Source organism: Amycolatopsis sp. NPDC051128, assembly GCF_040682715.1.
Taxonomy (GTDB): Bacteria; Actinomycetota; Actinomycetes; order Mycobacteriales; family Pseudonocardiaceae; genus Amycolatopsis.
In genome coordinates, this window is record NZ_JBFBBN010000003.1 from 118,441 (window position 1) to 138,437 (window position 19,997).

The 19,997-nt window shown below is 71.1% G+C and carries 19 protein-coding genes; 5 read left to right on the top strand and 14 right to left on the bottom strand.

The features are described from left to right. Positions 1-45: 45 nt before the first annotated feature. Positions 46-1,065, bottom strand: coding sequence for an ice-binding family protein (locus AB0M82_RS04605; RefSeq protein WP_364717688.1), 1,020 nt, complete (start codon positions 1,063-1,065; stop codon positions 46-48). 642 nt (positions 1,066-1,707) lie between these two features. After that, entirely contained in the window at positions 1,708-2,871 is a 1,164-nt protein-coding gene (locus tag AB0M82_RS04610; protein WP_364717690.1) for a hypothetical protein, read from the bottom strand. A 767-nt stretch (positions 2,872-3,638) separates the two neighbouring features. On the opposite strand from AB0M82_RS04610, the gene AB0M82_RS04615 reads away from it, so the two are divergent. Further along, the gene (locus tag AB0M82_RS04615) at positions 3,639-4,415 is read left to right on the top strand and encodes an SGNH/GDSL hydrolase family protein (RefSeq protein WP_364717691.1); all 777 of its coding nucleotides are present in this window, start codon (positions 3,639-3,641) and stop codon (positions 4,413-4,415) included. On the opposite strand, the gene AB0M82_RS04620 is transcribed toward AB0M82_RS04615, so the two are convergent. The 4 genes from AB0M82_RS04620 to AB0M82_RS04635 form a co-directional block, all read right to left on the bottom strand. Beyond that, on the bottom strand, positions 4,395-5,009 hold the full coding sequence (locus AB0M82_RS04620) for a TetR/AcrR family transcriptional regulator (RefSeq protein ID WP_364717692.1): 615 nt from the start codon (positions 5,007-5,009) through the stop codon (positions 4,395-4,397). The genes AB0M82_RS04615 and AB0M82_RS04620 overlap by 21 nt on opposite strands. Positions 5,010-5,165: 156 nt before the next feature. After that, the gene (locus AB0M82_RS04625) at positions 5,166-5,552 is read right to left on the bottom strand and encodes a VOC family protein (RefSeq protein WP_364717694.1); all 387 of its coding nucleotides are present in this window, start codon (positions 5,550-5,552) and stop codon (positions 5,166-5,168) included. A gap of 26 nt (positions 5,553-5,578) precedes the next feature. Further along, entirely contained in the window at positions 5,579-7,105 is a 1,527-nt protein-coding gene (locus AB0M82_RS04630) for an FAD-dependent monooxygenase (RefSeq protein WP_364717695.1), read from the bottom strand. 92 nt (positions 7,106-7,197) lie between these two features. Further along, positions 7,198-7,818, bottom strand: a complete 621-nt coding sequence (locus AB0M82_RS04635; RefSeq protein WP_364717696.1) for a TetR family transcriptional regulator — start codon at positions 7,816-7,818, stop codon at positions 7,198-7,200. A 191-nt stretch (positions 7,819-8,009) separates the two neighbouring features. On the opposite strand from AB0M82_RS04635, the gene AB0M82_RS04640 reads away from it, so the two are divergent. Then, positions 8,010-9,368, top strand: coding sequence for an MFS transporter (locus tag AB0M82_RS04640; protein ID WP_364717697.1), 1,359 nt, complete (start codon positions 8,010-8,012; stop codon positions 9,366-9,368). 62 nt (positions 9,369-9,430) lie between these two features. Here the strand turns inward: AB0M82_RS04640 and AB0M82_RS04645 are convergent, their stop codons facing one another. From AB0M82_RS04645 to AB0M82_RS04675, 7 genes are all read right to left on the bottom strand, one after another. Then, complete coding sequence (locus AB0M82_RS04645; protein WP_364718022.1) at positions 9,431-10,768, bottom strand: SPFH domain-containing protein; 1,338 nt, start codon at positions 10,766-10,768, stop codon at positions 9,431-9,433. Between the two features lie 91 nt (positions 10,769-10,859). Further along, positions 10,860-11,348 carry an SPFH domain-containing protein gene (locus tag AB0M82_RS04650; protein ID WP_364717698.1) on the bottom strand — a complete coding sequence of 163 codons (489 nt, stop codon included), beginning with the start codon at positions 11,346-11,348 and terminating at the stop codon, positions 10,860-10,862. Beyond that, positions 11,345-11,779 carry an NfeD family protein gene (locus AB0M82_RS04655; protein ID WP_364717699.1) on the bottom strand — a complete coding sequence of 145 codons (435 nt, stop codon included), beginning with the start codon at positions 11,777-11,779 and terminating at the stop codon, positions 11,345-11,347. Before AB0M82_RS04655 ends, AB0M82_RS04650 begins: the two co-directional genes overlap by 4 nt. A 186-nt stretch (positions 11,780-11,965) precedes the next feature. Next, on the bottom strand, positions 11,966-12,781 hold the full coding sequence (locus tag AB0M82_RS04660; protein ID WP_364717700.1) for a DUF3097 domain-containing protein: 816 nt from the start codon (positions 12,779-12,781) through the stop codon (positions 11,966-11,968). 51 nt (positions 12,782-12,832) lie between these two features. Then, complete coding sequence (locus AB0M82_RS04665; RefSeq protein ID WP_364717701.1) at positions 12,833-13,717, bottom strand: aminoglycoside phosphotransferase family protein; 885 nt, start codon at positions 13,715-13,717, stop codon at positions 12,833-12,835. Further along, positions 13,702-14,517: an SCO1664 family protein gene (locus AB0M82_RS04670; RefSeq protein ID WP_364717702.1), complete on the bottom strand. Its 816-nt coding sequence runs from the start codon at positions 14,515-14,517 to the stop codon at positions 13,702-13,704. The genes AB0M82_RS04665 and AB0M82_RS04670 overlap by 16 nt, the downstream gene beginning before the upstream one ends. Positions 14,518-14,519: 2 nt before the next feature. Further along, a complete protein-coding gene (locus AB0M82_RS04675; protein ID WP_364717703.1) occupies positions 14,520-15,095 on the bottom strand; it encodes a DUF3090 domain-containing protein in 576 nt (191 codons plus the stop codon). A gap of 77 nt (positions 15,096-15,172) precedes the next feature. Between AB0M82_RS04675 and AB0M82_RS04680 the strand changes: the two genes are divergently transcribed. Genes AB0M82_RS04680 through AB0M82_RS04690 form a run of 3 tightly spaced genes read left to right on the top strand, consistent with a single transcriptional unit; the run spans position 15,173 to position 18,392 of the window. After that, on the top strand, positions 15,173-17,095 hold the full coding sequence (locus tag AB0M82_RS04680) for a prolyl oligopeptidase family serine peptidase (RefSeq protein ID WP_364717705.1): 1,923 nt from the start codon (positions 15,173-15,175) through the stop codon (positions 17,093-17,095). Next, positions 17,092-17,991 (top strand): LD-carboxypeptidase, encoded by a 900-nt coding sequence (locus AB0M82_RS04685; protein ID WP_364717706.1) that lies wholly within the window; start codon positions 17,092-17,094, stop codon positions 17,989-17,991. The genes AB0M82_RS04680 and AB0M82_RS04685 overlap by 4 nt, the downstream gene beginning before the upstream one ends. Continuing rightward, positions 17,988-18,392, top strand: a complete 405-nt coding sequence (locus AB0M82_RS04690; RefSeq protein WP_364717708.1) for a TIGR03668 family PPOX class F420-dependent oxidoreductase — start codon at positions 17,988-17,990, stop codon at positions 18,390-18,392. The genes AB0M82_RS04685 and AB0M82_RS04690 overlap by 4 nt, the downstream gene beginning before the upstream one ends. A gap of 67 nt (positions 18,393-18,459) precedes the next feature. Here the strand turns inward: AB0M82_RS04690 and mptB are convergent, their stop codons facing one another. Next, positions 18,460-19,995 carry a polyprenol phosphomannose-dependent alpha 1,6 mannosyltransferase MptB gene (mptB, locus tag AB0M82_RS04695; protein ID WP_364717710.1) on the bottom strand — a complete coding sequence of 512 codons (1,536 nt, stop codon included), beginning with the start codon at positions 19,993-19,995 and terminating at the stop codon, positions 18,460-18,462. Positions 19,996-19,997: the final 2 nt, after the last annotated feature.

Sequence of the window (19,997 nt, forward strand, 5' to 3'; positions counted from 1 at the left end):
GTGCGCATCCCGGCCGGCCGGGATGCGCACGCCGACGGTGCGGCTCTACCGCCTTGTCCTGCGGTGGCGGACGACCGTAAGCAGCAAGCCACCGAAGATGATGAGCAACGCGCCCAGCCATACCAGAGGACCGAGCAGCGGGCTGGCACCGGTGCCGGCGAGATGGGATGTACCGACGGGCCGGTTGTGGTAATCCGTGCTGCCGCCAGTGTGGCTGAAACCGCCCGAGGGCCAGCCCAGGCCTGCCTCGGTCGTGCTGGTCCTAGTCTCGCTGCCGGTGGAGGACCTCGTGCCCGACGTAGTGGCGGTCGTTGTGCCCGTGCCCGACGTAGTTGTCGTTGTGCCGGTGCCCGACGTGGTGGTTGTCGTCGTGGTGGGGGTCGTTCTGCAGTTGGGGGCGGTGAACGTGTTGTTGTCGAGAGAGACCTGACCGTTGCGGGCCAGCGCGCGCCCGGCGACGACGGTGCCGGTCGTCACGGTGATCGAGGTCAACGCCATGATCGTGCCGACGAAGTTCGAGTTCGTTCCCAGCGTCGCCGAACTGCCGACCTGCCAGTACACGTGGCACGCCTGGGCGCCGTTGATCAGGTTTATGTTGCTGGCCGAAGCCGTGATCAAGGTGGAAGCGACCTGGAAGATCCAGACGGTGTTGGCGTTGCCCTGACCGTTCAGGGTCAGAGTTCCGCTGAGCGCCAGCGGGCCGGTGGACTTGTACACGCCACCGACCAGGTTCTGGCCGACGAGGTCACCCGCGACGTTCGCTGTCGGCGCGCGCCCGGCCGCGTCGTCGTAGGCGACGACGAGATCGGACTGGGCCTGGGCGGCCACGACGTCACCGGCGTGCGTGGTACCGATCGCGGTACCGGGCGGGAAGCCGGTGATCGCGGTACCGGGAGAGACGCCGAGACGCCTGGCCAGCGTGGTGGGACCGGTGTTGGTGACCGTCTGTCCGCCCAGCACGGAAAAGGCCCCCGCGGAGCCGAGCCCGACGGGGGCTTCGGCGGCAACGGCCTGCGGCACCCCGATCACCAGGCTCAGACCGACAGCGCTCGCGACCGCGCACACACACGCGATCGCACTACTCCGGCGCCATCTCCGCGCCGAATGTGTTCCGCGGGAATCGCTTTCCATCCGTGTTCCTTCCACCCTTGCCAAACCGAAGCCGGCGAGGTCTGGGCCGGAAGATATTTCACGCAGGACCGGCGATCATAGCCGCCCGGTCTTCGATCCGATGAAACTGTAGACCGAAAGAGATCGACCTGCCAGCGAACACCATATTATGAACCCGAAAGTGAAGACCTGGGTTCACTCACACGGACGAGCCGTAACCCAACCGTGAGGGCCGCCGTCTCCCTGTGGACGTAAAAGGTGTTTCCACCGGAAATTGGCCGAAGAGGGCCGCGGCACCCGGTGCGGCTTCCTTGAGCAACTTCTTGTGCTCTCTGTACAAATGAGACTCGCAGTCGCCAGCCAGGCCACCGTTACAGTGCAGGTCCTGCCATCCCCCGGAGACGAGTCCGGCTGGAACGGACGACGCGCCGGGCCGCCGTGGTCCGTGCCGGCGGTCCAGACCGAGCGTGGCGACCTGAATTGTCGTATGGACGGGCGGGCCGATCCACGCACCGCACACCTTCTTCAACTTCCATGATGAGCCTAGACGAAGAGGTCCCCCGCCATCGCATGATCACGACGGCGGGGGAACACTTCCTACTTCATGGTCAGACCGAAGTCGGTGAGAGTGAACCGCGCCGGTGCGGTACTGGTCGCGGCACCGGTGTCCCTTACTTCGATCCCGTAGTTCAACTGATTGAGCGTCGGGTTCGCGTTGATGTAGCCACGCGCTGCGGATTCCGCGATGAACGCTCGGATGTCCACCGTGCCGCTGAGCCGCGGAACCTTGGAGATGAACGCGAGATAGCTTCCGCCGGCCTGCGCGGATGTGTTGCCATCCCACCACACCTCGTAGACCTGCCCGCCGGGCGCGGTCCAGTCAGCGCGTCGTGATCCGGCAGGGGCAGCGTTGCCGCCCTTCTGCGTCCAGATCATCAGCTCCGTATAGTTGCCGGACGCGACACCGTTCAGCCAGAGGTCCCATGCCACGTTGTAGCTCGACCCGGTGCCATAGCCGGACACGGTGCCGGCGAACTGTCCAGTGACCTGGGTTGGCCACGTCGATAGTGGCTTTCCGGCGCAGCAGCCGGCAGTGGTCGCGTCCCACTTCGTCGATGGGTACATGAACACTTCGCCCTCAGGGGTGTCGAATCCCCACGAATCCACGTACCAGTTGTTGAAGTCGCATAGGTACAGCTTCTCGTTCTGTCCGGAGCCGGGGCCTTGCCAGTTCCACGCGTCGTTGTGCACATAGTGCTGTCCACCACCAGTACCGGGTGCGTCGAACGTCCGCCCGTCCTGCTCATCGATCCTGGTCCCGTTCGTACAGGTGCCAGCCGGCGGCGTGGTGGTCGTGGTGGGCGGCGGAACCACCGTCGTCGTCGGTGGCGGAGGCGGTGTCGTTCCGGCGGAATACGCGTGATACGTGAACCAGACCGTACTGTTGGTCTTCGGCGTGCTCTGGTTGAACATCGCGCGGATGGCGAACGTCGTTGCGGTGAACGAACCCTGCTGCGTGTTCAGCATGAAGCCGTTGAAGTTGCTCGGCGTGTTCGGCGACACGAGAACGGCATCCGGGATCACGCCAAGCTTGTGCTTGACGGTACATTGACCGGCACCATCGGTGAAGCACGACGCCGTGCCGATGTCATGGCGTTCCGTCGACGTGTGCGCGGCGGACGGTGCCAGCGTGAAGGTGATGACACCGCCGACAAGCAGCATCGCCGCCGCAAGCGTAACGGACTGTTTCTTCCAACGCATTGAGGTCTCCTAAATCAAGGCCCCCCTTGATCCCGTGCACTCCAGTTCGACTCACGCGGCCAGCTCGCCCAGCTCCTGCAGCTGCCGGTCGGAAAGGCCGGCCCGCGGAGAAACGGATGTGCGCCGCACCGATCGGAAGCTCCCGCGGAATGTCCCCGGCCCGGGATTTCGACCACTGCCGGTCGGCGTCGACCAGCGACACCATGGCGATCGGCACGTCGAACAGGTGCCGAGCAAGCCGGGTGATCCGGTCGAACCGCTCCTCGGCAGGGGTGTCCAGCAGCCGCAACGCGGGTAGGGCCGTCACCCGCTCGGTTTCGGCCTTGCTCCTTTCCCTCGGCACGACTATCCGCCAGGGCAACCGCTCTTTGATCAGGCGTTACTCGATCAGGTGATCAATCAGGCCCATCTGGGGGATGCGACCGCTGTCCCGGCGTTCACGCAGGCGGGCAGGCATCCAGTTCAAGAAATTCCCCGGAACACACCTTCCAAACTATTTCTGATGCATTCTTGGGGCAACCTTGGCAAAGGCACAGAATAAGTAGCGGGTGTGTTATTGTCGGACTGCGCCGGAAGAAACTCTTCCCGGATACGAGATCGTCCGGACCGGCGGATCCGCGACATCCGTCGCCGGCCGGACGACCCTCATCCGGAGCGACACGAGCGCCACCGCCGCCTACACGTACACCATCACCTCCATGTGCGGCACCACACGATCAGCGACCCACACGGTCACCGTGCCGATCTGCGCTGCTTAGACTGGGGACATGAGCAAGCGCTTAGTGGCACTGGGAGACTCGTTCACCGAAGGCGTCGGGGACGAAGATCCGGCCGCCCCGAACGGCGTGCGCGGCTGGGCCGACCGCACCGCCGAACAGCTCGCCGCCCGCGAGCCGGACTTCCGCTACGCCAACCTCGCCATCCGCGGCAAGCTGCTGGGCCAGGTGCTGGCCGAGCAGCTCGAGCCGGCCCTGGCGATGGCGCCCGACCTCGTCACCCTCTACGCCGGCGGCAACGACCTGATGCGGCCCAAGGTCGACATCGACGGGCTCATGGCCGGCTACGAGGCCGCGGTCGAGCGGATCCGCTCGACCGGCGCGCGCCTGGTGCTGTTCACCGGGGTCGACGGCGTCGAGGACGCCCTGTTCCGCCGGATCCGCGGCCGGGTGGCGATCTACAACGAGCACGTGCGCGGCATCGCCGCCCGGCACGGCGCGCTGCTGGTGGACCTGTGGGCGATGCGGCAACTGCGCGACCGGCGGCTCTGGGCGCCGGACCGCCTGCACCTCAACGCGCTCGGCCACACCGAGGTCGCCATCGCGGCGCTGGAGGTCCTCGGCGTCACGCACCCGCTGGCGGCGTCCGAGCTGGGGCCGCGCGACGTGCTGAGCCCGGCGCAGCGCCGGAGCCAGAACCTGCGGTGGGCGCAGGAGCACGCGCTGCCGTGGGTGCGGCGGCGCCTGCGGGGCGAGTCGTCCGGGGACACCCTGACCGCGAAGCGCCCGACGCTGGAGCCGGTGGGCTCAGCGCCGCTCCCCCGCTGACGCGCCGGGGCGGAGACCGTCGAAGAGGATCGCCACGGCCCGGTCGCGCAGGTGCGCGTCCGGGCCGGCGTACTCGGCGGCCCGTGCGGTGCCGATGATGATCGTGATCAGCTCGCCGACGACGAGGTCCTTCCGGACCGCGCCGGCGTCCTGCGCCCGGGAGAGCAGCACGCCGAGCGACTCGATGAGCCGGGCGCCGATGCCGGACTTCGTCGTCGGCACGCTGACGCCCGCCGCGGTGAGTGCTTCGAAGTAGGCGTTCTTCGCGCTGGACATCTCGACCCAGCTGGTGAGGAACGCGAAGAACGCGCCGCCCGGGTCCGCCGACTCCGCCGCGACGACGGCCTCCGCCTCGTCGACGAACCGGTGCAGCCGGGCGAAGAGCACCGCTTCGAGCAGCGCTTCCTTGGTCGGGAAGTGCCGGAACACGGTGCCGATGCCGACCCCGGCGGCGCGGGCGACCTCCTCGGTCGGCGCCCCGGTGCCCTTGGTGGCGAAGACGCTCTCGGCCGCCTCCAGCACGCGCGCCCGGTTGCGCCGGGCGTCGGCGCGCAGCGGTTTCGACGCATGGGGATCAGCGGCGGCGGGGTTCACCACCCGATCGTACTGTGCTGATCGAGACCGATCCGGCCGGCGACCACGGCGGAACGGGGTGCCGGCAACCTCCGGCTCCGGCCGCCAGGTGACCGTCCACTGCGGACCCGGCCGCGGGCACCGGCTCGGCCGGCAGGACGTCGTCGTTGACCGGCATCAGCGCGGCACGTTCCCGAAGTCCGACGGTTCGAGCAGGCCGAGGGTGTGGCCGTCCAGGTCCTTGAACGAGGTCGCGCGACCCCACGGCCGTTCCTCCGGATCGGCGACCTCGACGCCGGCCACCCGCAGCGCGGCGACGTCGGTGTCGAGGTCGGTGGTCTGCAGCTGCAAGTGCCGTGGGCCCGGCTCGATCCCGGTGACCTGCTGGTCGGTCAGCACCACGCCCGTCCGCGCCCCCTTCGGCGCGACCATCACGAACCGGCCGCCTTCGGGCGTGCGGCGGTCGACGAGCGCTTCGAAGCCGAGCTTGCCGACGTAGAAGTCCCGGGAGCGGGCGTGGTCGGCGACGGGCAGGGTGAGGAACTGCACGTGGGTGATCGTCATGCCGACGACAATAAGTAGGAGATGTCCTACGCGTCAAGCGGGCTGCCGAACCACCGCTCCAGGGCCAGCCGCAGGGCCTTGCGCTCCCCGTCGTCCGGGTCCGCCGAGCTGGACGCCCAGGCCACGTAACCGTCGGGACGCACGAGCAGCGCGGTGGCGGGCGGTTCGGCCGGCTTCCCGGCGACGACGTCGACGCGGTCGGTCCAGCCCGTCACCTCGCCGCCGAGCGAGGCGTCCGCGGTGAAGTCCAGCAGCAGCGGCCGGGCCGTCCGGGTCAGCTCGGCGAGCCGGACCCCGGTGTCCAGCACGAGATCCGGGGCCCACCGGCCGTCGAGCGGGTGGTCGGTGGCCGCGTCGTACCGGATGTCCGCGCCCGACATCAGGTCCGCGATGTGCTGCACCGTGCTCGGCTGCCGAAGCAGTTCGCCGAACAGCTCGCGCAGCGCCGTCACGTCGCCACCCGGCGCGATCAGCGCGGACTGGGCCTGGGTGTGCATGACGACGCGCTCGGCGACCGGCCGTCGTTCGCTTTCGTAGGTGTCGAGCAGCCCCGGGGGCGCCCAGCCATGCAGCTCGGCGGCGAGTTTCCAGCCGAGACCCGCCGCGTCCTGCAGGCCAAGGTTGAGGCCGGGCCCGCCGATCGCGGAGTGGACGTGCGCCGCGTCGCCGACCAGCAGGACCCGCCCGTCGCGGAACTTCTCGGCCAGCCGGGTGTTGCGCCCGCGTAACCGGCGCAGCAGGTGCGGCCCGTCGCCCTCGGGCGGCCCGAGCGGCACGTCGGCGCCGAGCACGCGGCGGGCGCTCGCGCGGAGATCGTCGAGGGTCATCGGCCGCTCGTCGTCGCCCTCGTCGTCGGCCCACTCCATGGTGCTGATCAGGGGGCCGGTGGGGAACGGCGCGTACACGAACAGGCCGGTTTGGGTGCGGTAGTGGATGAACGGCGGGATGGTGTGGCCGGCCACGCGCAGCCCGCCGGTCGCCGGGTCGGTGAGTTCGGCGGGCACGGTGGCGTGCCCGCTGAAGGACGTGGTGTGGTCCTCGGTGACCCCGGGGAAGCCGATGCCCGCGAGCTTGCGGGTGCCGCTGCGGCCGCCGTCGGCGCCGACGTGGTACCGGGTGGTGAGCCGGTAGCCGCCGTCGGGGCCGGCGACGTCGATCGTGACCGCGTCGGCGTCCTGGGTCAGGCCGGTGAGCTCGTGGCCGCGGCGGATCTCGACGCCGAGTTCGGTGGCGCGTTCGGTCAGCATCGCCGTGAGGCGCCGTTGCGGCACGCCGAGGACGTTCAGCGAGTTGCGCTCGGCGAGAGTCAGGTCGAGGCGCATCGCCCCGAAGACGAAGGCGGGTACGGGCGGGGCGATCGGGCCGGCCAGCCGCTCGTGCAGCCCGCGGCGGTCGAGGAGGCGGACGACCTGGCCGACGAGCCCGTTGGCGCGGTTCTCCTCGGTGGGCTCGGGCAACCGCTCGAGGACCAGCGGACGGATGCCGGCGAGGGCGAGTTCGCAGGCGAGCATGAGGCCGTTGGGACCGGCACCGGCGATGACGACGTCTTCCATGGCGGAACTCCTTGTGCTGGCAGGAAAAAGGCACGACGAACCAGCCCGGCGGGGTGCCGGGCCGGGCTTTTCGGGTAGCGGTCAGGTGGTGGTCAGCGCGGTTCGGGCAGGCCGGCGGCGAGCCGGCCGAACACGTCCCGCAGGAGCTCGTCCATCGGCGGCGGCGGGTCCACGCTCAGCCACCGCCGCGTGACGATGTTCAGCGCGGCGCCGACGACGCCCGCGACGAGCAACGGGTAGACGTCGTCGGCGTCGGTGCTGGTGCGTTCGGCGACGGCGAGCGCGAATTCGGCCTCGGCCGCGGCGCCGGCCTTCTGGAACTCGCCCTGCAGCGCGGGTTCGGCGACCATCAGCCGGAGCCCTTCGACCCACGCCTGGTCCGGGGGACGCCCTTCGGTCACCGGCTCACCGAGGGCGAACCCGGCCAGCGCGGCGTGGGTGATGGCCTCCCAGATCGGCTCGCCGGCCGGGCGTTCGCGCAGCGCGGCGGCGATGGCGCGGGCCCGGTCGTGGTGCCGGGCGACGATGGCTTCGCCCTTGCTGCCGAAGTAGTTGCTGAACGTCCGGGTGGACACCCCGGCCTCGGCGGCGATGTCCTCGATCCGGACGTTGTCCAGACCGCGTTCGACGGTCAGCCGGATCGCCGCCCAGCTCAGCGCGATCCGCGTTTCGTGCTTCTTGCGCTCCCGGAGCCCGGCGCGGTCGGTGTCCATGACTCAACCGTAGCGGAACTTGCCGAATCTGCAAAGTTGCTCAATCTGCAATTTCGCGCCGCGTGCCGGCCCTGCGCGAGTTTCGCGCCGCGGCAGGACTTCCGACCGGACGAGATGGCGGCCATCGATCGCTGAATCCGTCGGTCGGCGTCACACTGTTGTGTGACATCAGTCACCGGAGGTGTTGCGAGATGGTTCTGGGAGACAACGGCATCACTCAGAAGGTGGAGCCGGACAGCGGGTCAGGACGAGTGCAGGTACGGCGTGCGGCGCTGGCGAGCGCCATCGGCACGACCATCGAGTGGTACGACTTCTTCCTCTACAACACCGCCGCGGCCTTGGTCTTCCCGCACCTGTTCTTCCCCGCGTCGAGCGCGTACGCGGGGGCGATGCAGTCGTTCGCGACGTACGCGGTCGGGTTCGCCGCGCGCCCGGTCGGGGCCGCGATCTTCGGGCACTGGGGCGACCGGATCGGCCGCAAGACGACGTTGATCGTCACGCTGCTGCTGATGGGCGTCTCGTCCGGCATCGTCGGGATGCTGCCTGGCACGGCGGCGATCGGGTTCGCCGCCCCGCTGATCCTGGTGCTGCTGCGGCTGGTGCAGGGCATCGCGATCGGCGGCGAGTGGAGCGGCTCGGTCCTGCTCGCGATGGAGTGGGGCGACCAGCGCAAACGCGGCCTGCTGGGCAGTTTCGCCCAGATCGGCGTCCCGGTCGGGCTGGTGCTCGGCACGGGCGGGATGACGCTGCTGTCGGCGACGCTGTCGCCCGAGGCGTTCGACTCCTGGGGCTGGCGGCTGCCGTTCCTGGCCAGCCTGGTGCTCGTCGCGGTCGGCCTGGTGATCCGGCTGAAGATCCTCGAGACCCCGATGTTCGCCAGGCTCGTCGAAAACCGGCAGACCGCGCGCACGCCGGTGCTCGACGCGATCCGGCACCACTGGCGGGAAATCCTGCTCTCGGCCGGGGTGCGCTTCAGCGAGCAGATGCCGTTCTACCTGTTCACCAGCTACGTGCTGATCTACGTCGTGGCGCGCGGCGACTTCAGCAAGACGTTCGTGCTCAACGCGGTCCTCGCCGGGGCGGCGTGCGAGCTGGCGATGATCCCGTTCTTCTCGACGCTGTCGGATCGCTTCGGCCGCAAGCGGGTCTACCTGTGCGGGGCGGTCCTCACCGGGCTGATCGCGTTCCCCTACTTCACGGTGCTCTCCCACGGCGGGCACGCACTGGTGTTCGCCGCCGTCGTGGTCTCGTTCATCCCGCACTCGTTGCAGTACGGCCCGCAGGCCGCGCTCATCGGCGAGAGCTTCCCGACGCACCTGCGTTACGGCGGCGCCGGGCTCGGCTACCAGCTGGCGTCGGTGTTCGCGGGCGGGCCGGCGCCCCTGCTGGCGACGTGGCTGCTGCACACGACCGGGACGCCGTACGCGATCTCGGGCTACATCGTCGGGGCGGCGGTGGTGTCGGTGCTGTGCGTGATCGTGCTGAAGGACCGCTCGAAGGCGGACATCGACGACGCGAGCGTGTACCTCCGGCCGACCCGCACGGGGTGAAACGCCGTGAAGGCCACGGTCCGGGACTGAGTCCCGCACCGTGGCCTTCACGGACAACCGGGTCAGCGGCGCGGGCCGCCCTGGGGGCCGCCGAACGGGGGCTGCTGCGGGAACGGCCCGCTGCCCGGGTTCGGCTGCTGGCCACCGAACTGGCCCGGCGGCGGTCCCTGCGGCGGCGGGCCCTGGTACTGACCGCCCGGGGGCGGGCCGGCCGGGGCCTGCGGCTGGGGCAGCGGCTGGCCGCTCTGCGGCGTCGAGGGCTGCTGCGGCGCCGGCGTGACCTCCGTGCCGCGGTCGTCGTCTTCGTCCGGCTGCTGCTGGACCGGACGCGGGATCGACGGCCGCCCGGACGGCGACGCCGGGGTGCCGATCGCCGGGACCTCCTTGCGCGCCACGGCTTCCGCGGCCGCGACGGCCTCCGCGACCTTGGGGTCGCTCTTGGTCTCGAACCAGCTGGCGACCTCTTCGTCCTCGAGGTCGGGCTTGTCCGGGACGTCCTCCTTCGGCGGCTCGTACCGGAACACGCCGTCGTCGCCGGGGGCGCCGAGCGCGCGGGCGAAGCCTTCGAGGGCCTTGCCGTAGTCGCTGGGGATCATCCAGACCTTGTTCGCGTCGCCCTGCGCCATCTGCGGCAGGGTCTGCAGGTACTGGTAGGCCAGCACCTCCGGGGTCGGGCGGCCGGCCTTGATCGCGGCGAACACCTTCTCGATCGCCTTCGCCTGGCCCTGCGCCTGCAGGTACCGCGCGGCTCGCTCACCCTGGGCGCGCAGGATGCGGGACTGCCGCTCGGCCTCGGCGGCGAGGATGGTGGCCTGGCGGGCACCTTCCGCCGAGAGGATCTGGCTCTGCTTCTGGCCTTCCGCGGTCTTGATCGCGGACTCCCGCTGGCCTTCCGCGGTGAGGATCATGGCGCGCTTCTCACGGTCGGCGCGCATCTGCTTCTCCATCGAGTCCTGGATGGAGGGCGGCGGGTCGATCGCCTTCAGCTCGACGCGGCCCACGCGGATGCCCCACCGGCCGGTCGCCTCGTCCAGCACGCCACGCAGCTGCGTGTTGATCGAGTCGCGCGAGGTCAGGGTCTGCTCGAGGCTCATGCCGCCGACCACGTTGCGGAGCGTGGTGGTGGTCAGCTGCTCGACACCGACGATGTAGTTCGAGATCTCGTAGACCGCGGCGCGCGAGTCGGTGACCTGGAAGTACACGACGGTGTCGATCGACACCGTCAGGTTGTCCTCGGTGATGACCGGCTGCGGCGGAAACGAGACGACCTGCTCGCGCAGGTCGATCCGGGCGCGCACCTTGTCGAGGAACGGCACCAGGAAGGTCAGCCCCGGCGACGCCACCGTGCGGAACCGGCCCAGCCGCTCGATCACGGCCGACTGCGCCTGCGGCACGACCATGATCGCCTTGGCTACCGTGATGATCACGAACAAGGCCAGTAACACGACCACGACGATCGCTACTGTGGTGGTCAAGAGATCTTCCCCTTACCTAGTACCATTCTTGCGCGGTTGACGGTGTTCCGGGCGCCGCGGGCGGGCTCACCTCGAGCTTCAGCTCCTTCGCGGCGATGCCCCAGCGGCCGGTCGTGTCGTGCAGGACCGTCCACACTGTACGGTGCAGGTCCCCTGGTGCGGCCACGGCGCGCTCGGCGGTCGTCAAGCCCGCTTCCTGCCGCAGCGCGGTGCGGGCCAGCTGCTCGATCGCCAGTGCCGGATCGCTGATCTCGTAGGTCGCCAGCCGCGGGTCGACGACCGCGAAGGTGACTTCGAAGCCGATGAGGATCTCCGCCCCGTCGCCGGCTTCGACGGCGCGCGGCGGAGCGGACAGCACCTGGTCGCCGAGGTCGATACGGGCGCGGACCCGGTCGGCGAACGGGAGCACGAAGTGGCGGCCGGGGCGCAGGACGGTGCGGAACCGCCCGGCGCGTTCGATCACCGCGGCCCGGCCTTCGGGGACGATGACGAGCCCGAGGCTCACGGCTCGGCCGACACGACGGCGGTGGCGCCGGAGATCTCGACGACCGTGACCGGGGTGCCGGGCTGGATGGGCGGGTGGTGCTCCGAGAGGCTCCGCGCCGACCAGACGTCGCCGGCCAGCTTCACCTGGCCGGCTTCGTAGTCCACTGTGGACACGACGACGGCGCGGGCGCCGATCAGTGCGTCGATGCCGGTGCGGTGACCGGCGCCGGCGAGGAAGCGCCGCTTCAGCGCGGGCCGGACCAGCACGAGCATGCCGACGGAGGCGACGGCGAACACGGCGACGTCGATGAAGAGGTTCCCGGTGAGCACGTCGGCTCCGGCGCCGAACAGCGCGCCGACCCCCAGCATGATCAGCACGAAGTCGCCGGAGACGACTTCGGCGATCATCAGGGCGATGCCGACGATCAACCAGACCACTGCCCATGCCATGGCTTCATGCTCTCAGATCGCGCCGGTCAGCACCGGAACCGTGCTGTGTCGATTGTTACCAATCCGGCCACAGTCACGGCCGAATGGCTGAGTAGCGGCGGTGACGTGCCGTGTGGAGGGCGGCCTACTTTTGGCCGGATTGGTAACGTGACGTAACCTTCGCGTGACCTTGGACAATTCGGACATTCAGCCTTCTTCCGTCGGCTCGGTGACGAAGTCGATGAGCCGTTCCACGGCCCCGATGAGCGGGGTCTCGAGGTCGCGGAAACTGCTCACTCCGCTCAGCACACGTTGCCAGCCTTCGAAAGGTTGCCCCCAGCCGAGCGCGTCGCAGATCCCCTGCTTCCACTCGGTGCCGCGCGGGATCTTCGGCCACGCGCGGATGCCCACCGCGGCGGGGCGGACCGCCTCCCAGACGTCGATGTACGGGTGCCCGGTGACCAGCACGTTCTCGTCGCGGACGGCCGCGACGAGCCGCGACTCCTTGCTGCCGGGGACGAGGTGGTCGACGAGGACGCCGAGGCGGCGACCGGCGCCGGGGCCGAACCCGGCGATCCGGTCGGCGAGCACGTCGACGCCGTCGAGGGCCTCGACGACGACACCTTCGACGCGCAGGTCGTGACCCCAGACCCGTTCGACGAGCTCGGCGTCGTGCTTGCCCTCGACCCAGATCCTGGAGTCGCGCGCGACGCGGGCCTTCAGGTCCTGGACCTTGACCGACCCGGACGCCGAGACCTGCTTGACCGGCGCCTTCCCGGTCTTGACGGGCACGAGCGTGACGGGTTTGCCCTCGAGCAGGAACGCCGCGGGTTCGAGCGGGAAGACGCGGTGGCGGCCCTTGGCGTCCTCGAGCACGACGTTCCCGTACTCGATCTTCACCACCGCGCCGCAGTAGCCGCTGGCCGGGTCCTCGACCACGAGGCCGGGTTCGGCGGGGACCTCCGGCACCTTCTTCTTGCGGCGCGGGCCGGCGAGCACGTCGTCATAGGAATGGGGGCGCACGACCCGGCAACATAGTGCTCTCCGGCACTCCGACGGGTCATGCCACGCCGGTCAGCGCGCCAACTCCAGGACGGCATCGGTGAACGGCGTCGGTCCGCCGCGGCGCAGCGGCGAGAGCGCCAGCAGCGGGGCCAGCGCGACGCACCAGGCGCGGACGCGCTCGGCGTCGAAGTCCGCCACGTGTGGCGCCAGGGCGGCGATACCGTCCTCGATCGTGCCGCCGTCCGCCATCGGGATGAAGACCCAGTCGACGGCGTCTATCGCCGGGTCGCCGACGGCCGGGCGCGGGTCGATGGCGACCGCGCCGCGGCCGGGGCCGGCATCGAGGACGTTGGCCGGGTGCAGGTCGCCGTGGATCAGCGTGACCGGTCCGCTGGTGGCCAGCTTCATCGCCCGTTCGCGGCCCTTCGCGAGGACTTCGGCGCTCAGGTGCGCCGCGGCCGGCGACTCGCGACGACGGCGTTCGGAGAGGTCGAAGATGAACTCGACGCCCTCGGCCAGCCGCCGGAGCTCACCGGCCGGTTCGACGACGTGCAGCTGGTCGAGCAGCTCGCCGATCTGCGGCCACGGGACGGCACCGTCCAGCTGAGTGCCCGGCACGAGCCCTTCGAGCAGGATCGCGTTCGCGTCGAGGTCGGCGTCGAGCACCTGGACGACGCGGGAGCACCCGGCCCAGGCGCTCAGCCCGGTGAGCTCGAGCCGGGCGACCTCGGGGTCCGGGGTCAGCTTGAGGACTCGCAGGTCACCGCCGGGGCCGGTGCACAGCAGCGTGCGGCCGGTGTTGCCGGGCCGGGCTTCGCGGACCTCGAGTCCCCACCTCGCGGTCAGCCGGGCGACCAGGTCCGGGAGGACGTCACACCACGGTTCGGCCAGCTCCGCGCCGAAGCGGTCGACCAGCCGCGCGCGGGCGGCGTCGTCCATCAGAACAGGGGCCACGGGATCGCGCGCCAGTCGTCGCCGGGTTCGGGGAAGATCCCCTCGGCCAGCAACAGGTCGGTGCGTTCGGCCAGTGCGCGGATCTCGAACTTGGTGATGTGCTCGGACAGCGTCTCGCCGAGGCCGCCGTCGATCTCCGAGCGCAGCTTGCGCAGCTTCTCGACGGTGTCCGGCGGCACCGGCTCGCCGACCCAGCCCCAGAGGACGGTCCGCAGCTTCGGGTCGGTGTGCAGGCAGATGCCGTGGTCGACGCCGTAGACGCGGCCGTCGACGCCGGGCAGCAGGTGCCCGCCCTTGCGGTCGGTGTTGTTGACGATGATGTCGAGGACGGCCAGGTCGCGCAGCCCGGGGTGGTCGGCGTGGGCCAGCACCGCGGGCTCGCCGAGCCGGTCCTGGGCGTGCAGCACGACGCGCCAGCCGTCCGGGAGGTCCTCGGGGGCGCGGACCTCGACGAGGTCGTCTTCGCTGGTCTCGACCCACAGCTGGACCATGCCGGGGCCGAACGGCCCGTCGCGCAGCACGGTCGGCGGGATCGCGCCGAGGCCGGCGGCGTCGGCGACGATCGCGGTGGCGACCTCGCGGCCGGCGAGGGTGCCGTCGGGGAAGTCCCACAGCGGCCGCTCCCCCGACACCGGCTTGTACACGACGCGGCCGGTGACGCCGTCGAGCTCGATGGCGCAGAAGAGCGTCACGTTGGACGCGTCCACCAGGCGTCCTTCGACGTCGATGCGGCCGTGGGTGACGAGTTCGCGGGACGCCGGGTCGGCCGGGTCCGTCTGTCCCGCGGGGGTTCTCGCCATGGTCAGTCTTCGTCCGCGTCGGTGTCGCGCCGGTAGCCGTTCTGCCGGGGGCAGATGTGCCCGGTCGGGTCGAGCGGCTCCCCGCACAGCGGGCACGGTTTGCGGCCGGCGTTGACGACGCGGTCGGCGCGCTCGGCGAAGGCGCGGGCGGCGGCCGGGGTGAGGAAGACGCGGACGGCGTCCGGGCCCTCCTCGGTGTCGTCGAGCACGACCGTCTCGTCGACCTCGCCCTCGGTGATGGCGAGCAGTTCGATGACGACCGCGCTGCTGTCGGCGTCCCAGCCGAGGCCCATGGTGCCGACGCGGAACTCCTCCTCGACCGGGACCGTGAGGGGGTCCAGGTCGACGAGGTCGTCGGGGGCGTCGTCGGGGACCTCGGCGCCGAAGCGGCTGGCGACCTCCTCCAGCAGGGAGCTGAGGCGTTCCGCGAGGACGACGACCTGCTGTTTTTCGATGGTGACGCTGATGGTGCGCACGTCCTCGGACGCCTGGAGGTAGAACGTGCGATCGCCGGGCTCGCCGACGGTGCCGGCGACGAACCGATCCGGCTGGCGGAAGACGTGGATTACGCGAGACATAGCACTGTCGACCCTAGGCCACGGGCGCATGATCGGCATCCGCCGCCCCTGGGTTCGCGGGCCGCTAGCCTCGGGGGGTGTCTCGGATCTCCCCTTACGGAACCTGGTCCTCGCCCATCACCGCCGCCGAGGTGGCCGCCGCCGGTGGCGGCCCGCAGTGGCTCGACGTCGTCGGGGACGAGGTGTGGTGGGCCGAGGCGCGGCCCGGTGAGCAGGGCCGGGTCGCGCTGGTCCGGGCGGTGCCCGGCGGGACGGAGGACGTGCTGCCGTCGCCGTGGAACGTCCGCAACCGGCTGCACGAATACGGCGGGCGGCCGTGGGCGGTCGCCGACGGTGTCGTGGTGTTCACGCACTGGGCCGATCAGCGCGTGTACGCGTTGAGCGAAACCGGAGTGGTGCCGCTCACGCCGGAGCCGTCCCCGCCCCAGAGCGTCCGCTACGGGGACCTCGGGACCGGGCGGCCGGGCGAGGTGTGGGCGGTGCGGGAGTGCAGTGTCGGGCCGCGGCCGACCGACGTGGAGCGGGAGCTGGTGGCGATCGCCGTGGACGGCGGGGCCGAGCGGGTGCTCGGCGCGAGCCACCGCTTCCTCAGCGGGCCGAAGCTGTCGCCGGACGGGCGGCACGCGGCCTGGTTCGGGTGGGACCACCCGGCGATGCCGTGGGACGGCACCGAGCTGTGCGTGGCTGAGGTGGCCGCGGACGGGTCGTTCGGGCCGCACCGGGTGCTGGCCGGCGGCGTGGACGTCTCGGTGTGCCAGGTCGAGTGGGAGACGCCGGGGACGCTGCTGGCGCTGCTCGACCCGGGCGGCTGGTGGAACCTGCACCGGGTCGGGCTCGACGGCTCGGTGGCGAACCTCGCGCCGGTGGAACGAGAGCTGGGCGGGCCGCTGTGGAAGGTGGGCTCGCGGTGGTTCGTCCCGCTCGGCGGCGGCCGGCACGCGGTGCTGGCGTCGGGACGTCTGGCGGTGCTCGACGAGGCGGACGGCTCGGTGACGCCGGTGGCGGACGAGCTGACGGCGTGGTCGTCGACCGGGCTCGCGGCGCACGGCGGCGGGGTCGCCGGGGTGGCGGGCGGCCCGGTCCGCGAAGCCGCGGTGGTGCACGTCGCGCTGGACAGCGGAGCGGTGACGGACCTGACGCCGCAGCCGGAGCTGCCGGCGGAGTACCTGCCGGTGCCGCAGGATCGGGTGTTCACCACGGCGGACGGCGAGACCGTGCCGGTGGTGCTGTACCTGCCGGCCAACCCGGACTTCGCGGCGCCCGAGGGAGAGCGCCCGCCGTTGCTCGTGCACGTCCACGGCGGCCCGACCGGGCAGCACTTCCCGGTGCTGAACCTGGAGATCGCGTACTTCACCAGCCGCGGCATCGGGGTGGCGGCGGTGAACTACGGCGGGTCGACGGGGTTCGGGCGGGCCTACCGCGAGCGGCTGCGGGAGCAGTGGGGCGTGGTGGACGTCGCGGACTGTGTCGCGGTGGCCGAGGCGCTGGTGGCGGCCGGGCTGGCCGACGGCGACCGGCTGGCGATCCGCGGGGGCAGCGCGGGCGGGTTCACCGCGGCGGCGTCGCTGACGACGACGAAGACGTACCGGGCGGGCACGGTGATGTTCCCGGTGCTGGATCTGGCCGGGTGGACCGGCACCGAGGGCGACACGCACGACTTCGAGTCGCGTTACCTGGACGGGCTGATCGGTCCCTTGCCGGAGACGCGGCAGAGGTACGTTGAGCGGTCGCCGCTGGCGAACGCCCGGACGCTGGCCGGGCCGGTGCTGTTCCAGCAGGGCCTGGAGGACCGGATCTGCCCGCCGGAGCAGGCCGACCGGTTCGTGGCTGGGCTGGCCGGGCGCGGGATTCCCCATGCCTACCAGCGGTTTCCCGGGGAGCAGCACGGGTTCCGGCAGGCTGCGACGATCGTGGCGGCGCTGGAGGCCGAATTGTCCTTCTACGGCCAGGTGTTCGGGTTCGCGACGCCGGGTGTGGCGCGGCTGGAGCTGTCGCGGTGAGGCCGCCGCGGTTGCGGGCCGGCGACACCGTGGCGTTGGTGGCGCCGGCCGGTCCGGTGCCGGCGGACCTGCTGGAGAAGGCGTTGCCGGTGCTGCGCGGCTGGGGCGTCGAGGTGCGGGTCGGGCCGTGCGTGCGGGCGGATCCCGGATCGCCGCCGTACCTGTCGGGTCCGGACGCCGCGCGGGCGGCGGAGTTCACCGAGGCGTGGCTGGACCCGGGGGTGCGGTGCGTGCTGGCGGCGCGCGGCGGCTACGGCGTGCAGCGGATGCTGGACCTGGTCGACTGGGCGGCGCTGCGGGCCGCGGGTCCGAAGGTGCTGGCCGGATCGTCGGACGTCACCGCGTTGCACCGGGCCGTGAACGTCCACTTGGGACTGTCCAGTTTGTTCTCCCCGATGCCGGCGAGCGTGTTGTTCGACGACTTCGCGGTGGAGCACCTGCGGCGGTCCCTGTTCGACCCCGAGCGGAACCTGGTGGTCCGCGGGGGTTCGGCGCTGGTGCCGGGCCGGGCTTCGGGGGTGCTGACGGGCGGGAACCTGTCGTTGCTGGCGGCGGGGATCGGGACGCCGGAGCAGGGTTCGGCGCGCGACGCGGTGGTGCTGCTGGAGGACGTCACCGAGAGCGTGTACCGGCTGGACCGGATGCTGACGCAGTTGCTGCGCAGCGGCTGGTTCGCCGGGGTCCGCGGCGTCGTGCTGGGTTCGTGGGCCGCGTGCGGCGACCCGGCGGACATCCGGGCGCTGCTGCTGGACCGGCTGGCGCCGCTGGGGGTGCCGGTGCTGGGCGAGTTCGGGTTCGGGCACGTGGCGTCGTCGCCGACGCTGCCGCTGGGGGTCCCGGTGACGCTGGACGCGGACCTGGGCACGCTGGTGTTCGACGCTCCGGCGCTGACATGACTCCGGAAGAGGCGCGGGACCGGTTCGCCGCGGAGCGGGTGGCTCGGTTGGCGACGGCGTCGGCGGCCGGGGTTCCGCACCTGGTGCCGGTGACGTTCGCGGTGCGCGGCGACACGGTGGTGTTCGCGGTGGACCACAAGCCGAAGTCGACGACGTCGCTGCGTCGCCTGCGCAACATCGCGGAGAACCCGGCGGTGTGCTTCCTGGCGGACGGCTACTCGGAGGACTGGTCGCAGCTGTGGTGGGCGCGGGCGGACGGGGTCGCGCGGGTGGAGCCGCCGGGTGCCGAGCCGATCTCGTGGCTGGTCGCGAAGTACGAGCAGTACCGGGAGCGGCCGCCGGAGCACGCGGTGGTGGTCACGACGATCCACACGTGGAGCGGCTGGGCGGGCTCGGCTTGAAAGCCGTGAATGTCGCATTGAGGGACATAGAGTCCCTCAATGCGACATTCACGGACTTGGGCCAGCTCTAGTCGCGGAGGAACTTCTCCGGGCGGCGCCAGGCGTCGATGATCCCCAGCGGGTCCGGGCGCAGCAGGGACGCCGCCGAGTACAGGCTGGCCACCACGACCAGGGCGATGAACCACCAGTCGTAGAGGGCCTGCTCCCCCGTCGGGTAGTACACCAGTGTCACGAACACCGAGACCGCCACCACGACGGCGAGGTGCCGCGGCTGCCACTTGAACGCCGACAGCAGCACGAAACCCCAGGTCAGGTACCACGGCAGGGTGGGCGGCATGAGGATCGCGACCGCGAGCAGGGAGATCCCGGCCCGGTAGACGGCTTCGGTGCCGCCGCCGCGGCCGAGCCACCACTGGCGGGCGCCGATGCCGATCAGCAGGAGCATGCCCGCGGCGCGGGCGACCGTCACGAACGGCGACACCTGGACGTCGACGATCAGGTGGACCAGGTTGTAGAACACCTCGCCGATGCCGGTGGGGATGTTCAGCCAGTTCGCGATGAGCTGCGGGGCCTTGAGCCCGGACCACCAGCCGAGGTTGAGGGAGCCGAGCGAGATCCAGGTGCCGGCGACGAACACCGGGAGGAACAGCCCGACCGACGCCGCGCCGGCGCGCAGGAAGTTGCGGGCCTTCGACTCGCCGGGGAGGTGGTTGGCCCAGATCCAGACGAGGAACGGCAGCGCGATCGCCGCGGTCGGCTTGATCAGCATGCCGATGGTGACCAGGACGATCGCGAGGACGTGCTTGCGTTCCAGTGCGGCGAGGACGCCGATGGTGAGGAACGCGAGCATCATCAGGTCGTTGTGCGGGCCGCCGAAGAGGTGGATGACCATCATCGGGCTGGCCACGGCGAGCCACAGCGCCACCGGGAGCTTGCCGCCGAGGTGCTTCACCAGCCGCGGCAGCGCCCACAGCGTCCCGGCCAGGCCGGCGAGCAGCACGACGCGCATGAGGATGACGCCGAGGATGAGGTTGTCGCCGGTGGCGGCGACGACGCCCTTGGAGATCAGCAGGAACAGCGGCCCGTACGGGGCGGGCGTGGTCTGCCAGAGCGGGTGGACGTTCTGCACGACCTCCGGCAGCACGTCGAGCTCGGCGGGGCCGTTGGCGTACGGGTCGAGGCCGTACAGCAGCTGGGCGCCCTGGCCGAGGTAGGAGAAGACGTCGCGGGTGAACAGCGGCGGCGAGACCAGCAGCGGGGCCATCCAGCAGCCGGCGGCGACGAGGATGGGACGGCTGCCGATGCGGCCGGCGAGCACGTACCGGCCGAGCCGGACCCAGGCCCACACGACGAGGCCGAAGCCGGTGTAGAGGACGGCGTTGGCGAGCATGCGGCCGTGGCCGTAGCGGACCCAGGACAGCGGGCCGTGGCCGAGCACGGGGTCGGAGATCAGGATGCCGCCGGCGCCGAGCGCGGCGATCATGAGCAGGGTGCTCCCGACCGTGCCCATCGCGATCGTGCGGTACGGGAACCGCGAGGGCACGCGGAGCCGCTCGGCCAGTCCGGCCGAGGGCGTCTGTGCGGGGTCGGTGGTGGTCGCCATTT

What these genes read in the sequence shown, in the direction of transcription:
- AB0M82_RS04655 (WP_364717699.1), bottom strand. Translation starts at nt 11,779, where the DNA reads ATGGCATGGGCAGTGGTCTGGTTGATCGTCGGCATCGCCCTGATGATC.
- AB0M82_RS04625 (WP_364717694.1), bottom strand. Translation starts at nt 5,552, where the DNA reads ATGACGATCACCCACGTGCAGTTCCTCACCCTGCCCGTCGCCGACCAC.
- AB0M82_RS04610 (WP_364717690.1), bottom strand. Translation starts at nt 2,871, where the DNA reads ATGCGTTGGAAGAAACAGTCCGTTACGCTTGCGGCGGCGATGCTGCTT.
- AB0M82_RS04675 (WP_364717703.1), bottom strand. Translation starts at nt 15,095, where the DNA reads ATGTCTCGCGTAATCCACGTCTTCCGCCAGCCGGATCGGTTCGTCGCC.
- AB0M82_RS04640 (WP_364717697.1), top strand. Translation starts at nt 8,010, where the DNA reads ATGGTTCTGGGAGACAACGGCATCACTCAGAAGGTGGAGCCGGACAGC.
- AB0M82_RS04690 (WP_364717708.1), top strand. Translation starts at nt 17,988, where the DNA reads ATGACTCCGGAAGAGGCGCGGGACCGGTTCGCCGCGGAGCGGGTGGCT.
- AB0M82_RS04635 (WP_364717696.1), bottom strand. Translation starts at nt 7,818, where the DNA reads ATGGACACCGACCGCGCCGGGCTCCGGGAGCGCAAGAAGCACGAAACG.
- AB0M82_RS04645 (WP_364718022.1), bottom strand. Translation starts at nt 10,768, where the DNA reads ATGGTCGTGCCGCAGGCGCAGTCGGCCGTGATCGAGCGGCTGGGCCGG.
- mptB (WP_364717710.1), bottom strand. Translation starts at nt 19,995, where the DNA reads ATGGCGACCACCACCGACCCCGCACAGACGCCCTCGGCCGGACTGGCC.
- AB0M82_RS04630 (WP_364717695.1), bottom strand. Translation starts at nt 7,105, where the DNA reads ATGGAAGACGTCGTCATCGCCGGTGCCGGTCCCAACGGCCTCATGCTC.
- AB0M82_RS04670 (WP_364717702.1), bottom strand. Translation starts at nt 14,517, where the DNA reads ATGGCGAGAACCCCCGCGGGACAGACGGACCCGGCCGACCCGGCGTCC.
- AB0M82_RS04615 (WP_364717691.1), top strand. Translation starts at nt 3,639, where the DNA reads ATGAGCAAGCGCTTAGTGGCACTGGGAGACTCGTTCACCGAAGGCGTC.